The sequence below is a fragment of the Mesorhizobium sp. LSHC412B00 genome (assembly GCF_000503035.1).
Taxonomy (GTDB): Bacteria; Pseudomonadota; Alphaproteobacteria; order Rhizobiales; family Rhizobiaceae; genus Mesorhizobium.
On sequence record NZ_AYWB01000008.1, the window covers coordinates 143,637 to 158,785 of the forward strand.

At 62.5% G+C, this 15,149-nt stretch carries 14 protein-coding genes; 7 read left to right on the forward strand and 7 right to left on the reverse strand.

The genetic code is table 11. The annotated features are described in order from the left end of the window. Positions 1-437: 437 nt before the first annotated feature. Positions 438-623, forward strand: a complete 186-nt coding sequence (locus X757_RS148115) for a hypothetical protein (RefSeq protein WP_023682450.1) — start codon at positions 438-440, stop codon at positions 621-623. 2 nt (positions 624-625) lie between these two features. After that, positions 626-826 (forward strand): hypothetical protein, encoded by a 201-nt coding sequence (locus tag X757_RS1000000168995; RefSeq protein ID WP_081725396.1) that lies wholly within the window; start codon positions 626-628, stop codon positions 824-826. 601 nt (positions 827-1,427) lie between these two features. Here the strand turns inward: X757_RS1000000168995 and X757_RS1000000168010 are convergent. Continuing rightward, on the reverse strand, positions 1,428-1,586 hold the full coding sequence (locus X757_RS1000000168010; protein ID WP_023696179.1) for a hypothetical protein: 159 nt from the start codon (positions 1,584-1,586) through the stop codon (positions 1,428-1,430). A 184-nt stretch (positions 1,587-1,770) separates the two neighbouring features. Next, positions 1,771-2,277 carry a DUF982 domain-containing protein gene (locus tag X757_RS1000000169730; protein WP_373432840.1) on the reverse strand — a complete coding sequence of 169 codons (507 nt, stop codon included), beginning with the start codon at positions 2,275-2,277 and terminating at the stop codon, positions 1,771-1,773. Here X757_RS1000000169730 and X757_RS148105 point away from each other — a divergent pair. The 5 genes from X757_RS148105 to X757_RS148085 all read left to right on the forward strand — a co-directional run bounded on the left by X757_RS148105 (position 2,263) and on the right by X757_RS148085 (position 9,900). Beyond that, a complete protein-coding gene (locus tag X757_RS148105) occupies positions 2,263-3,324 on the forward strand; it encodes a glycosyltransferase family 4 protein (protein ID WP_023726636.1) in 1,062 nt (353 codons plus the stop codon). The genes X757_RS1000000169730 and X757_RS148105 overlap by 15 nt on opposite strands. Positions 3,325-3,367: 43 nt before the next feature. Next, positions 3,368-5,530, forward strand: a complete 2,163-nt coding sequence (locus tag X757_RS148100; RefSeq protein ID WP_023682446.1) for an amylo-alpha-1,6-glucosidase — start codon at positions 3,368-3,370, stop codon at positions 5,528-5,530. 145 nt (positions 5,531-5,675) lie between these two features. Next, complete coding sequence (locus X757_RS148095) at positions 5,676-7,457, forward strand: trehalose-6-phosphate synthase (protein ID WP_023682445.1); 1,782 nt, start codon at positions 5,676-5,678, stop codon at positions 7,455-7,457. Continuing rightward, entirely contained in the window at positions 7,454-8,242 is a 789-nt protein-coding gene (gene otsB, locus X757_RS148090) for a trehalose-phosphatase (RefSeq protein ID WP_023672690.1), read from the forward strand. Before X757_RS148095 ends, otsB begins: the two co-directional genes overlap by 4 nt. Positions 8,243-8,442: 200 nt before the next feature. Further along, positions 8,443-9,900 carry an NCS1 family nucleobase:cation symporter-1 gene (locus tag X757_RS148085; protein ID WP_023710457.1) on the forward strand — a complete coding sequence of 486 codons (1,458 nt, stop codon included), beginning with the start codon at positions 8,443-8,445 and terminating at the stop codon, positions 9,898-9,900. Positions 9,901-9,989: 89 nt separating this feature from the next. Here the strand turns inward: X757_RS148085 and X757_RS148080 are convergent, their stop codons facing one another. From X757_RS148080 to tpiA, 5 genes are all read right to left on the reverse strand, one after another. Then, the gene (locus X757_RS148080) at positions 9,990-10,535 is read right to left on the reverse strand and encodes a DUF1697 domain-containing protein (protein WP_023726637.1); all 546 of its coding nucleotides are present in this window, start codon (positions 10,533-10,535) and stop codon (positions 9,990-9,992) included. 24 nt (positions 10,536-10,559) lie between these two features. Beyond that, positions 10,560-12,197 (reverse strand): CTP synthase, encoded by a 1,638-nt coding sequence (locus X757_RS148075; RefSeq protein WP_081725397.1) that lies wholly within the window; start codon positions 12,195-12,197, stop codon positions 10,560-10,562. A 154-nt stretch (positions 12,198-12,351) separates the two neighbouring features. Beyond that, the gene (locus X757_RS148070) at positions 12,352-13,470 is read right to left on the reverse strand and encodes a L,D-transpeptidase (RefSeq protein WP_023693456.1); all 1,119 of its coding nucleotides are present in this window, start codon (positions 13,468-13,470) and stop codon (positions 12,352-12,354) included. A gap of 201 nt (positions 13,471-13,671) precedes the next feature. Then, on the reverse strand, positions 13,672-14,160 hold the full coding sequence (secG, locus tag X757_RS148065) for a preprotein translocase subunit SecG (protein WP_023693455.1): 489 nt from the start codon (positions 14,158-14,160) through the stop codon (positions 13,672-13,674). Between the two features lie 196 nt (positions 14,161-14,356). After that, complete coding sequence (gene tpiA, locus X757_RS148060) at positions 14,357-15,127, reverse strand: triose-phosphate isomerase (RefSeq protein ID WP_023688559.1); 771 nt, start codon at positions 15,125-15,127, stop codon at positions 14,357-14,359. Positions 15,128-15,149 lie beyond the last annotated feature (22 nt).

Here is a 15,149-nt window from a genome sequence, read left to right on the forward strand (position 1 = left end):
GAGGGCGATCAAAGAGACTTAGGTCTTTTGACGTCGTTTTAGCTGCCACCAGCTGCGGGCAGATCGGACCAGAGGCTGCTGCCGCGATCCAGGCGCGACACCGCGCTCGTCACCGATCATGTCAGCAACGTGGTCAAGCACTGTATTTCGGTCGCTCCAAATCGACCGGATACAACACACTGCTCTCCTGAAAGCCACTGTGGCCCGCTACGCAAGTCGCCGGAAGCTCGCAATAAACTAGCTTAGGATTTATATTGCAGGCCCGCACCACTGGCGGGCGACGCGGCCCGCCCAGAGATTGCCTGTCCTCGACCAGCAACGCGGGCCGCTGTTGGGAGTCACCGTCGGCACCGAAAAGCACAGGTGCTGATGAAGCAGACGGAACTTCCCCCCACGATCACGGTTTGGAGTCACGAGACCAACCCAAGGAGATGCAGATGTCGAGCAAAATGCCGCCCGTGCCGCCTGAGAACCAGAGCCAGAAGGGTCGAGGAGAAGGGCGACAGATTAGCCACGATGATGCCCAGCACGGCACTCACGGAGCGCCGGATCCGGAGCGCCAAGGGCAGCAAGCCAACACCAAGGTCAACACCACTCATCAGGGCCGTCAGCAGGATCGGTGATCATGTCCACATCGAAGAAACACCCGAACACGATCCGGCAGGGCGGGCCAGGCGCATCGCACGAGAACGCCAGAAAACCCCTGCAGGTCAACAAACCCCCGGCGGATGAAGACCGTCGATCCAAAAGCCGAGTTTCAGGGGGTGGTGGTGAAAAGGACAGTCATCATTCGCACAATCCAGCCAAGAAGGGTAGCAACAGTTGAACCCACGGCTTTGTGAATGATTGTGCTAAAGCGCGCCGCGTGTGCATGTCGTTGTCTCACAACTGAGCCATTTTTTGAGTGACATGCATTAGCCGGACCAGGGTAAGGATCGGCGAGTCCAGACGCCCGGAAAAACCGGAGGCCGTGGGCCCGCACCACTGGCGGAGCGATGCGGGCCCGGCCAAGGGTTACGGCCCTCGACCAGCAGCGAGGGGCTCGCTGCCGCATCCAGAACAAGCCCCGTAATTTCAGGTTCCGCTAATATACAAAAAAGCCGGCCACCTTTCGGCAGCCGGCCGGTTCCAACAGAACAAGGGAACGTGCACTGATGGGGCAGTGCAACGCCCGAAGTGTTTCAAGGCGACGATGTTCCACCGGAAATCCACAGATTCGCCGTTTCGATCTACATTGGCCGGATTGAAAGATCTTTGACGATCTCTCCCAAGTTCTCGCGGAGCCCGGTCCGACGTGTGGCGCCCTGTCTGCGCCTTGGCTCTCTATGCGGCCAGCAAGCTCATCTTTGAAGAATGCCCGCCGCGGCTGCCGCGCTCGTCAAACACCGGCGTGCAATTGGTCGAGCGCGCGGCAGACCGGGGACGCGTCAAGTCGAGCGTCGGTCGACGTAGGTGTAGACGCCGGCCCCAATGGCGACCGCGCCGACCGTGATCACGATCGATGGCGCGCCCATCAAACTGGCAAAGACCGCCCAGATGAGGGCGATGACGATAGCGCCGAGTGTTCCCAGGATCAGTTTCGGCATTGTCTACCCTCCACGTTCGGACCGCCCGTCGATGGTCGTCACCCACCGGTCATGCGAAACGCCGCATGAAAGCACAGTGTGGCCCATGAGGTGAAGGGCCGCGCCGGAATACTCCGGTGCGAAAAAGATGATGCCCGCGCCGCCAAAGCCCGAGTGTTCAATAGCCAAATGGCTGGACCGGCGCCTAGCGCCTCAGCGCGTGGACTTCCGCCATGCTTTCGCCGCCCATCGGCAGGGCCATGTCATCATCGAGCAGCCGGGTGATGCGGGCAAAGCCCGTAAACGCCTTCCTGGCTGCTTCGGCCGACATTCTGCCCGACAGGGCCGCGGAGCAGCAATTCACGGCGCACTGATACACAGGCCCACGCCGTCCCAATGGCCATTTCTGCAAAAAGACCATCGCTTCGGCAACGCTATCGACTTCCTCGACGGGGTGTCCCTGCCCGCGCGCAATGCGCACGGGCGTAAAGAAATGCAAGCGGTCCATTTTGTTCTCTCCCTGGTCGGCCGCAGCGCGAACCAACCCTACTAAATTCGCGGATGGCGCGTTTGTTCCGCTTATTGCAAAAAAATCTGCGCTGGTGGGCTTGGGTTGCCGACGCCCGCTTTTGTCCGGAACGTTAGGCCGGCTGATGCATTTCGCTCTCGTGATTGCCTTGAGGGACACGTTCAAACCATGCGCATAGCCCATGTCGCCCCTTTGCACGAATCGGTGCCACCCCTTCTCTATGGCGGCACCGAGCGCATCGTTTCCTATCTGACCGAAGGTCTGGTCGAACTCGGCCATGAGGTGACGCTGTTCGCCAGCGGCGACAGCCGGACGTCGGCCAGACTGATACCAGGTCGCGAACGCGCGCTACGCCTCGATCCGCGTCCACTGAAATCGGACACGGCGGCGCATCTTGCGATGCTTGCCGATGTGAGGAACCGAGCCCACGACTTTGATATCATTCATTTTCATCTCAGCCATTTCCTGCATTTCTCGTTCTTCGAGACCATGCCGGACAAGACGGTGACGACGCCTCATGGCCGGCTCGATTATGTCGATCTGGCGCCAGCCTATGAGCGTTTTCCGCGCTTTCCGCTGATCTCGATCTCGCATAGCCAGAAGACCGGGCTTGCGAATGCCAATTGGCTGGCCACCATCCATCACGGGCTGCCGACGGGTCTCTATCAGCCGACCTTCGAGACGGCGGCGGGCGAACCATACCTTGCCTTTCTCGGCCGGCTTTCGCGCGACAAGCGGCCGGACCGGGCCATCGACATCGCCTTGCGGTCGGGCATGAAGCTCAAGCTGGCGGCCAAGATCGGCGACGATGATCGCGCCTATTTCCATGAGACGATCGAGCCCTTGATCGATGGCGACCGCATCGACTATGTCGGCGAGATCGCCGAGGGTGAGAAGACTGAATTCCTCGGCAATGCCGCTGGTCTCCTGTTTCCGATAGACTGGCCCGAGCCGTTCGGCCTTGCCGCGATCGAGGCGATGGCGTGCGGTACGCCAACCATCGGCTGGAACTGCGGTGCGTTGCCGGAAGTCATCGACCATGGCGTTACCGGATTTGTCGTCGATTCTCTCGACGCCGCGGTCGCCGCGGTGCCGGCCTTGCTGCAACTCGACCGGCGAAAGGTGCGCGCCGTCTTCGAAAGTCGGTTCTCCGCCAACAGGATGGCGCGCGACTATCTCACTGCCTATGCGCGTCTCATCGGCGCCCCGGCTGAATCGAAAGCGTCGTGAACGACGGCGGACGTTCCGAGCCCGAAACAGAGATTTGTGACTGATGACCGAACTTGACGAGCGCAAGCTCGACCCTGCCGTGGCCCTTGCCTCCCTGGACGAAACCGCGCCGCGCGAGCCGCACCGGCTGTTTGCCCTAAAGCAAGGCGACTGTTTTGCCGTGGCCGATGCCTACGGCGATATCAGGGGTGCGGGCGACGGTTTCTTCCGTGACGACACCCGGGTGCTGTCGGAGTTCAGGCTCACCGTCGGCGGCCGGCAGACATCGCTGCTCGGCGCCTCGCTCAGCCAGGACAATGTGCTGTTCACCAGCAATATGACCAATTTGCCGATGCAAAGCGTCGGTGGCCGCGACATCCCGCAGGGCGCCATCCATATCGAGCGCGTCAGGCTGTTGTGGCAGGACCGGCTGTTCGAGCGCATCACCCTTTCCAACTACAGCCAGGAGCATTCGGCAATCCGCGTCTCGCTGCATTTTGCCGCCGATTTCCGCGACATGTTCGAGGTGCGCGGTTCGACCCGGCCGAAGCGCGGAATGGCGCATGCAGCGGAGATCGAGCCTGCCTCGGTGCTGCTGCGCTATGACGGACTGGACGGGCTGGCGCGGGTGTCGGCGATCTCGTTCTCGCAGCCGCCGGACCAGTTGAGCGCCGAGCGCGCGGATTTCCTCATCGCAGTGACCAAACGCAGCAGCAAGATGCTTTACGTCGAGGTCGGCGCGGAACTGACCGAAACGCCCGATCGCGACCGTTTTCGGGCGGCCGCGGCGCGCGCTCGTTTCGGCATGCGGGCCAAGCGCCGCCATGGCGCGACGGTGCACAGTTCGGGCCGCGTCTTCAACGATTGGGTCGAACGCGCCCGCGCGGATGTCGCCTTGCTGACCACCGAGCTGTCGACCGGCCCCTACCCCTATGCCGGCATCCCCTGGTTTTCGACGGCCTTCGGCCGTGACGGCGTCATCTCGGCGCTGCAGATGCTATGGCTCAACCCCGGCCTGGCGCGCGGCGTGCTTGCCTTCCTCGCCCAGCACCAGGCGACCGAGACATCGCCTTTCAGCGACTCGCAGCCCGGCAAGATCATGCACGAGACGCGCAAGGGCGAGATGGTGGCGCTGCAGGAACTGCCTTTCGGCCGCTACTATGGCGGCGTCGATACCACGCCGCTCTACATCCACCTCGCCTGCGCCTATGCCGAACGCACCGGCGACATGGACTTCATCGCCAGCCTGTGGCCGTCTCTCTGCGCCGCCGCCAAGTGGACGGAAGAGGCCAGCCGCGCAACCGGCTTCGTCACCTATCAGCGCGCTGCCGAATCCGGCCTTGCGAACCAGGGCTGGAAGGACAGCTTCGACTCCGTCTTCCACGCCGACGGGCGCATCCCCAAGGGGCCGATCGCGCTGGTCGAAGTGCAGGGTTATGTCTTCGCCGCCTTCAGGGGCCTTGCCGCTCTCGCCCGCCGCCGGGGCGAGTTCGCGCAGGCCGAGCACTGGGAAAATCGCGCCGAAGAGATGCGGATCGCCGTCGAGCGTGATTTCTGGCTGGACGATCTCGGGTTCTATGCGCTGGCGATCGACGGCGCCGGAGAGCCGTGCAAGGTGCGCACCTCGAATGCCGGACACCTGCTCTACGTCGGCCTGCCCGAACCGGCGCGGGCTAAGATGGTCGCCGACCAGTTGCTTTCGGCTTCCTTCCACTCCGGCTGGGGAGTGCGAACGCTTTCCGACGATGCTGTGCTGTTCAACCCGATGTCGTACCACAACGGTTCCATCTGGCCACACGACACGGCGATGTGCGGCGCCGGCCTGGCGCGGTTCGGCGAGCGTGACAGCGTGGTGCGGCTGATGAGCGGCACGTTCGAATCCGCCGTGCACTTCAACATGCGGCTGCCGGAACTGTTCTGCGGCTTTACCCGCTCGCCGGGTGAAGCACCGATCGCCTACCCCGTCGCCTGCCTGCCGCAAGCCTGGTCCGCCGGTTCGGCCTTCATGCTGATGCAGGCGTGCCTCGGTCTGGAAATCGACGGCTGGAACGGCGAAATCCACGTCACTCGACCCCGTTTGCCGATCGGCATCGATACGCTGACGCTCAGGCATCTGGGTGTCGCCGAAAAGAGGGTCGATCTTACCTTTCAGCGCGTCGGCGACCGCGTCGTCGCCTTTCTCGCCGACCGCCATGAGGGGCTGGTTCCGCTGATCGTGCGGACATGATCGGAACGGCTTTCAACGGGAACCGATCCCAGGGTTTGTGCGTTGCAAAAAACACAGGTTCTCACGGGCGATCGTCGGCTGCGAACACTCAAAATCGAACCATGAAGAAAAAGGCCCTGACGGCCAAAATTGAGTTGGAATTGGAATGACTGATTATGGCATGGCCCTGCTCTGGGTCTTGATCCTTGCAAGCCTTGGCCTTTCGATTCTAGCCGTTCTGTTATCGATCTCCAGGCAACGTCGTAGCCATAGCTTGACGGTTGCACCGACTGCCGGCGAGGACGTCGCATCGGAAGCGACGCGCAAGGTTTTGCGGGAGTTCGAGAAGAACGGACAATCTCCCGACGCGGCGCTGGTGAACTGGTCGCCCGACACCTTGCGCAAGATACTTGCCGACGACCTGCCGGACGCGCAGGTCATCGTCGTCTCGAACCGGGAACCCTATATCCACAACATCAAGGACGACGGCGTCGAGCTTCTGGTGCCGGCCAGCGGCCTGGTGTCGGCGCTTGAGCCTATCACCCGCGCCTGCAGCGGCACCTGGATCGCCTATGGCGGCGGAACGGCGGATCGTCTGACGGTCGATAGCAACGATCGGGTTCAGGTGCCGCCGGACAATCCGTCCTATACGCTGCGCCGCGTGTGGCTGAGCGACGACGAATATCAGGGCTACTATCTCGGCTTTGCCAATGAAGGGCTTTGGCCGCTCTGCCATATCGCCTTCACCCGGCCGGTCTTCCGTGCCTCGGACTGGGAGGCCTATGAGGCCGTCAACCGCAAATTCGCCGATATGGTGGTTGCCGAGGCGCGCAATGAGCGGCCGATCGTGCTGGTTCAGGATTACCATTTCGCGCTCCTGCCGCGCATGATCCGCGAGCGCCTGCCGGAGGCGATCATCATCACCTTCTGGCACATCCCGTGGCCGAACTCCGAAGTGTTCAGCATCTGCCCATGGCGCGAACGCGTTCTTGATGGACTGCTCGGGAGCTCGATCATCGGCTTTCACACCCAGTTTCATGCCAATAATTTCACTGAAAGCGTAGACCGGTTCCTGGAAAGCCGCATCGAGCGCGCCGACGCCGCGATCTCGTATGGCGGGCGGACGACCCTGGTGCACGCCTATCCCATCTCCATCGAATGGCCGGCCGAACTCCTGGCCAAACTGCCGCCGGTCGAGGAAAGCCGCGCCCGCCTGCGTGAGCGGTTCGGCCTGTCGGCGGACGTCAAGCTGTGCGTCGGCGTCGAGCGCCTGGACTACACCAAGGGCATCCTCGACCGCTTCCATGCGCTGGACGAATTGTTTACGCGCCACCCCGAGTGGATCGGCAAGGTAGTGTTCCTGCAGATTGCTGCCCCAAGCCGCGGCACGCTGCCGGCGTACCAGCAATTGCACGATGAATGCCTGCGTTATGCCAACGAGCTCAACCAGCGCTACGGTCATGACGGCTACAAGCCCGTGGTCATGGTGGCTGAGCACCATTCGCAGCAACAGGTCTATGAGATCTATCGCGCCGCCGACATCTGCATGGTCACCAGCCTGCATGACGGCATGAACCTCGTAGCCAAGGAATTCGTCGCCGCGCGTGACGACGAACAGGGCGTGCTGTTGCTCAGCACGTTTGCCGGCGCGTCGCGCGAACTGCTGGAAGCACTGATCGTCAATCCTTACGACGCGGCGATGATGAGCCAGGTGCTGCTGCAGGCGCTGACCATGTCACCGGACGAACAACGCGAGCGCATGCGCCCGATGCGCGAAATAGTGCGCGACAACAATGTCTTTCGCTGGGCCGGCAGCATGCTGCTCGATGCGGCGCGCCTGCGCAAACGCGGCGACCTCGAAAGAGCGACAAGTGTCGCCGAGCGGCCCGCAAACACCGACACCAACATCGTCTCGCTGTTCGACCGCATGCGGAAGGTGGCGTCATGAATAGCCTGTCGAAAGCACCGGGCCTGCCAACCGCACCCGACCTGCCGGAAGGACAATGGGCGCTTTTCCTCGATATCGACGGCACGTTGCTGGAGCACGCGGCGCACCCCGACGCCGTGTCCGTAAGCGACGAACTGCGCAACCTCCTCGGCGTCGTCGATGAACGGCTGGACGGCGCTGTCGCCTTTATCACCGGCCGCTCGGTCGAAGGCGCCGACCGCCTGTTTCATCCGTTGAAGCTGCGTGTTGCCGGTCTCTATGGGCTGGAACACCGGCTGACGCCGGACGGCCCGGTCGTTACCGCCGATGCTCCCGCCGATATCGCTGCCCTTGCCGACGCCATCGAGGCCGAACTGGATGACGGCCTTGTTCATATCGAGCGCAAGGGTCCGATCCTCGCCATCCATACGCGTGCGGCGCCGCATCTGCTGGCCAGGGCAACGCATCTTGCCGAACAGGCATTGACCGAGCTTCCCAAGGGCTATCGGGTTATCCCGGGCAACGCCGGCGTCGAACTCATGCCGCTCGAAGCAGCCAAGGGCGCTGCCGTGCGGCGTTTCATGGCAATCCCGCCCTTTGCCGGACGGCGGCCGGTCTTTCTCGGCGACGACACCGCCGACGAAAACGGTTTCGAGGCGATCAACGAGGCCGGCGGCATCTCGATCCGGGTCAAGCCGCGTGGGCCGACCGTGGCCCAATACAGGCTCGATGATGTCACCTGCGCGATAGCTTGGCTTGCCGCCAATTTCGACGCATCACCGGCCCTCAACCGCAAAGCGTCCTGATCCCTGCCGTCTGCGGGTCGAATCAAGATCGCCGCGTTTGCGCCGGCCTTCGCCAAAAGCCGATCGATAAGCGCTGTTCTCATTGAATATCTTTAAGGCCAAAGCCGGCAAATGGATTGCTTGCCGGTTCCCCTGCGTAAGGCATAACCTGCGCAGTCGACGCGTGAGGGCGCGTGCGGCATCAAGGGGAGGACATCGCAGTGACCATACAAGGCGCATCACCTGATCTATACAATGAGGATCTGGCTCCGGCCAAAGTCCGAAACTGGGGGCCGTTCTCGATCTTCAACGTCTGGACGTCGGACGTCCACAGCCTCTGGGGCTATTATCTCGCCGCAAGCCTGTTCCTGTTTTGCGGCGGCTTCGTCAATTTCATCATCGCCATCGGCATCGGTTCGCTGATCATCTACGCGCTGATGAACATGGTCGGCTATGCCGGCGTGAAGACCGGCGTGCCCTACCCCGTGCTGGCGCGCGCCTCCTTCGGCATCTGGGGCGCCAACATTCCGGCCCTGGTGCGCGCCATCGTCGCCTGCTTCTGGTACGGCGCGCAGACGGCGGCGGCATCGGGCGCGATCGTGGCGTTGCTGATCCGCTCGCAATGGTTCGCCGATTTCAACGCCAACACGCATTTCCTCGGCCATACGGGTCTGGAAGTGATCTGTTTTGTGGTCATCTGGGCACTGCAATTGCTGATCATCCAGAACGGCATGGAAACGGTGCGCCGCTTCCAGGATTGGGCCGGCCCGGCGGTGTGGGTGATGATGTTGATCCTGGCGATCTATCTCTGTGTAAAATCCGGGAGGTTTGCCTTCACCAGCGACATCCCGATGGATGTGCTGCTCGACAAGACAAAGGATGCCGGCGTACCCGGAACCCCTGGCTCCTGGACGTCGCTGTTTGCGGTGGCGGCGATCTGGGTCACCTATTTCTCGGCGCTCTATCTCAATTTCTGCGATTTCGCCCGCTATGCCCCAGACAAGGCATCGCTGCGCAAGGGCAACATCTGGGGCCTGCCGATCAATCTCATCCTGTTCTCGCTGGTCGCCGGCGTGACCACCATCGCTGCCTTCGACGTGTATGGCGAAGTGCTTCTGCATCCCGACCAGATCTCGGCGAAATTCGACAGCTGGTTCCTGGCAGCGCTTGCAGCCCTGACTTTTGCCGTGGCGACGCTCGGCATCAATGTGGTGGCAAACTTCGTCTCGCCGGCCTTCGACTTCTCCAATGTCTTTCCCCGGCAGATCGACTTCAAGAAGGGCGGCTATATCGCAGCTGTGATCGCGCTGGTGCTCTATCCCTTCGCGCCGTGGGAAGGCAGTGCCGCATCTTTCGTCAACGTCATCGGCGCGACGATGGGGCCGATCTTCGGGGTGATGATGGTCGACTACTATCTGATCCGGAAGGGCGAGGTCGACGTCGAGGCACTGTACCGCGAACATGGCGAGTTCCGCTTCCAGGGCGGCTGGCACGTCAACGCCTTCATAGCCGCCGGCATCGGCGCCATCTTTTCCTCGGTCCTGCCGAACTTCACCAACTTGCTGCCGGCATGGTGGGGCGTTTATGGCTGGTTCTTCGGTGTCGGCATTGCAGGGGTCATCTACTACGTCCTTCGCACCGCCGCCCTTGGCGCAGGGGCCAGGACGGCAAAGGCGTGAAATGAGAGATAGGGAGTAGTCAGTAGTCAGTAGTCAGTGGGAATAGTATAATCCCTACTCCCTACTCCCTACTCCCTACTCCCTACTCCCTACTCCCTACTCCCTACCATCTCAGCCAACCTCCGCACCGTGTTCCAGTTGCGTGCGGTGCCGATGCCCATGCGCTTGTGGTTCATGGCAGCGAGCAGCCGCGAGCTTGGCCGCTCGCGCGAAAAGACGACCCAGATGTCAACGTTGACCGAAGCCACCTTCTCGTCCTCCGCGGCATAGGCCTGGAGCGCGGCCACACCATCCGCTGGCGCTGGCTTGCGCATCACCCGCACAGCCACCTGATCGCCTGCCTCGGCAGAGTCGGCCGGGAATGGGTTGCCGGCGGCAAGTTTCAGCCAATCCTCGGCAGTGCGCACGATGATGACGACGTTGCGGCCGAAGGTTTTTTCGAAGGCCGTTTCCAGCCGCTGTTCCAGCTTGGCGATGCCGGTCGCCCGTGTCTCGAAGACCAGATTGCCGGTCGCCACCAGGGTGCGCGGGTTCTTCAGCCCAAGCTGTTCAGCCATCGCCTTGAGGTCGGCCATGACGACCCGGCGGCCTTCGCCGAGGATAATGCTGTAGAGCAGCGCAACATAGGTCTGCATCAGCTGCGAAACCTCACCGTGGCCCTAGACCAGTCGCGACTGGTCCACCGCGGCCGAGATGAAGCTGGCGAACAGGGGATGCGGCTCAAGCGGCCGGCTCTTCAGCTCCGGATGGTACTGGACGCCGATGAACCAGGGATGGTCGGGGTATTCGACCGTTTCCGGCAGCACGCCGTCGGGCGACATGCCGGCAAACACCAGGCCGCAATCTTCCAGCCGCTCCTTGTAGTCGATATTGACCTCGTAGCGGTGGCGATGGCGCTCGGAAATCTGGGTGTCGCCATAGATGTCGGCGATCTTCGAACCCTTGGCGAGTTCAGCCTGATAGGCGCCAAGCCGCATGGTGCCGCCGAGATCGCCGGTTTCGCGGCGCTTCTCCAGCATGTTGCCTTTCAGCCATTCGGTCATCAGGCCGACGACCGGCTCGTCGGTCGGACCGAATTCGGTCGACGAGGCGTGTTCGACGCCGGCCAGCGAGCGCGCCGCCTCGATGCAGGCCATCTGCATGCCGAAGCAGATGCCGAAATACGGCACCTTGCGCTCGCGGGCGAATTTCGCCGCCAGGATCTTGCCTTCCGAGCCGCGCTCGCCGAAGCCGCCGGGCACCAGGATGCCGTGCACCTTTTCCAGCCACGGCGTGGGGTCTTCCTTCTCGAAAATCTCGCTCTCGATCCAGTCGAGCTTGACCTTGACGCGGTTGGCCATGCCGCCATGCGACAAAGCCTCGATCAGCGATTTGTAGGCATCCTTGAGGCCGGTGTATTTGCCGACAATGGCAATCGTCACCTCGCCTTCCGGATTGTGGATGCGGTTGGACACGGCCTGCCAGGGCTCCATACGTGGCTTCGGCGCCGGATCGATACCGAAGGCGGCCAGCACTTCCGAATCGAGCCCTTCCTTGTGGTAAGCCATCGGCACGTCATAGATGTGGGGCACGTCGAGCGCCTGGATGACGGCACTTTCGCGCACATTGCAGAACAGCGACAGTTTTCTGCGCTCTTCCTTGGGGATGGCGCGGTCGGCGCGGACCAGCAGGATATCGGGCGCGATGCCGATGCCGCGCAGTTCCTTGACCGAATGCTGGGTCGGCTTGGTCTTCAACTCGCCGGCCGTCGGGATGTAAGGCATCAAGGTCAGGTGGACATAGACGGCGTTGTTGCGCGGCAGATCGTTGCCGAGCTGGCGGATCGCCTCGAGAAACGGCATCGCCTCGATATCGCCAACCGTGCCGCCGATCTCGCACAGCACGAAATCATAGTCGTCATTGCCGTCGAGCACGAAATTCTTGATCTCGTCGGTGACATGCGGAATGACCTGCACGGTGGCGCCGAGATAGTCGCCGCGCCGTTCGCGCTCGATGATGTTCTTGTAGATGCGGCCGGTGGTGATGTTGTCCTGCTGGTTGGCCGAGCGGCCGGTGAAGCGCTCGTAATGGCCAAGATCGAGATCGGTCTCGGCGCCGTCATCGGTGACGAAAACCTCGCCATGCTGGTAAGGCGACATCGTTCCGGGATCGACATTGAGATAGGGATCGAGCTTTTTGATGCGTGCGCGATAGCCTCGCGCCTGCAAGAGAGCCCCAAGGGCCGCTGCAGCGATGCCTTTTCCAAGTGAGGAAACCACGCCGCCTGTGATGAATACATATCGCGCCATGGGAGTCATCGCTTAACGCGGCCGAATTGATTCCGCCAGAGAAAAAACCGCCGCTGAGGCTTTTTCCAGAGAAGGCGCGATAGTCCCGAGGTTCGAGACTGGTGTTTTGGTCAAAACAAAAGGGCCGGCAAAAGCCGGCCCTTTCGGCAGGTTTGTGAAAGCGTCAGATGATGACGACCTTGGTGCCGACCCTGACGCGGCTGTAGAGGTCCATGACGTGCTCGTTGATCATGCGGAAGCAGCCATTGGAGGCGCTGGTTCCGATCGACTGCGGCGCGATGGTGCCGTGGATGCGCAGATGCGTGTCCTTCTTGCCGTCGTAGAGATAGATGGCGCGGGCGCCGAGCGGGTTCTGGCCGCCGCCGGGCATTCCGTCCTTGTACTGGCCATAATGCTTGGGTTCGCGCTTCTGCATGTCGAGCGTCGGGATCCAGCGCGGCCATTCCTGCTTGTCGCCAACGGCAACCTTGCCCTTGAACTGCAGGCCTTCGCGGCCGACCGCGATCGCATAGCGGCGGGCGGTGAAAGCCGATTCGACGAGGTAGAGGCGGCGCGCGCTGGTATCGATGACGATCGTACCCGGCTCATAGCCGCTGAATTCGACGTCCTGCGGCACGAATTCCGGCTTCACCTTGAACTGCTTCTTGGCTTGCCGCTTGGCGAGAGCCTGGTCGAGCGCGCGCGTTTCGGGGAGATAGGCAATCGACGAGGCAGAGGACGTGCCGCCGAACAGGCCGGCGAACAGTCCGCCGCTCGTCGGCTTCTGGCCCGGGGCCTCGCTGCGCAATTCGCCATTGTTGCCGGTCAGCGCGATATTCATCGCTTCGGCCGGAAGCGGTTCAGCCGATTCGATCGGCTCGATCGGCGCGATCGGGTCAACCGGAGCGATGATCTTGGTGGTCTTCTTGCCTGGCTTGGCGTCGGCAACCACGACCGGCTTGCCCTTGCTTGCCAGGAACGCCTGGCGCTGGGCATCGGCCCTGGCTTTCGCCGCATCGCGCATCGCCAGCTTGCGGGCCTCGAGCGCCTTGACGCGGGCGAGATCCCTGTCGGCGGCGATCTTGTCTTCGAGCTTGCTGATCTGAGCCAGATCATCCGGGCTCGGGTTTTTCTTCTTCTTGAGAAGCTTCAGCTGCGTCGCATCGCTCTTGGCGGCGACGTTGATGACAGCGGTTTTGCCAACCGCCTGCGGTGAGGTCATTGCCGGAGTGCCGGCGAAGACCGCGGAGCTCATGCCGAATACGGCACAAAACCCCATGAAAATGAAGCTGCGAAGCTGCATGGCGAAGATCCGATCGTTCAATGCTTGTTGCCCACGGCGTCGCCCGGCGCCCCCCAAGGGCGCAGAAAGTGCCGCCGGCAATCTATAATCGAAGTGGCGTACGGGCCTCAAGCACGGGGTGCGGTCGAATCTTCGTGATCGTGTGCCATTTGCCGCGACTGTGTTGAAACAACAACAGATCGCGGCATCTGACGCTACCGACTACTGGTTCGGAACCTGCGGTGTCACCGGCAAGGTAACGCCATTGGTAGCCGGCGGCGTAGCCGAATCGGTTGCAGGTGGCGTCGCCGGAGATGGAGCCGTCGCCGGGGCCGTGGTGGCGGGCGGCGTGGTGGCGGCGCCGTTGGCCGCGGGCGCGGCCGGTGCGGTGTTGCCCGAAGGCGGCGTCGGCGCCGTCGTGCCGGGCAACTGATTGAGCACGCCGTTGCCGCTGTCGGCCGGCACGCGGTCGAGAATGTCGATCGGTTTTTCGCCATAGCGGGCAACGATCGAGAGTGTCAGCGACGTCACGAAGAAGGCCGCGGCCAGGATCGCCGTCGCCCGCGTCAGCGCATTGGCGGCGCCACGCGCGGTCATGAAACCGGAACCGCCGCCAATGCCGAGACCACCGCCTTCGGAGCGTTGCAGCAGCACCACGCCGACAAGGGCGAGCACGACCATGAGGTGGATGACGATCAGTACGGTTTCCATATTTTATCCTGGCAAGCCCTGCCGCTCCCTGGCGATCAGGGCCGGTGATTTGGAGGCGGCTCCATACAATGCTTTAACGGCATTTCCAAGCCCGTGGCCGGAATATGGGAAGCAATGCGCCCTTTGCAACGATTTCCGCCGAACTGCTGCGTTCATAAGTCTATGACCGAACTGGTCGGCAACGAAATTCCGGGGCCTACGAGATATTCTGGTATGCCTCGGCGATGGCGAGAAAGTCGGACGCCTTCAGGCTGGCGCCGCCAACCAGCGCGCCATCGACGTTTTTGACGCCTAGCAGTTCGACAGCGTTGGACGCCTTGACCGAGCCGCCATAGAGGATGCGCATCTTGCCGGCCACGGCTGCGCCGAGCGCTTCCGCCAGTTTTTGGCGGATATGCGCGTGCGCCTCCGCCACGTCTTCGGCGGTCGGCGTCAGGCCGGTGCCGATAGCCCATACCGGCTCGTAGGCGATAACGGTGTTGGCGGGCGTTGCGCTCGGTGGCACCGAGCCGGCGACCTGGCGCGATAACACGTCGAGTGCTGTGCCCGCTTCGCGCTCGGCCTTGGTCTCGCCGATGCAGATGATGGCGACGAGCCCTGCCCGCCACGCCGCCGAGGCCTTGGCGAGGACGATGGCATCGTCCTCGCTGCGCTGTTCGCGGCACTCGGAATGGCCGACAATGACGTGGCTGGCGCCCGCATCCTTCAGCATCTCGGCTGAGACGCAGCCGGTGAAGGCGCCGCTTTCCTTGATGTGGCAGTCCTCGCCACCGGCCCGCACCGGCGTGCGCGACAGGATTTCGACGGCGCGCGACAGTAAGGTCGCCGGCACGCAGACCAATGCTTCGGTCTCTGCGTCGAGCCCGCTCATGAAGCCGTTGCCGATCATCCTGAGCTCGTTCAGCGAAGCGCTGGTGCCGTTCATTTTCCAGTTGCCGGCAACGAGCGGTCGAATTCCTGGCGTCATGGGGATCTGGTTCTCCGGGCGA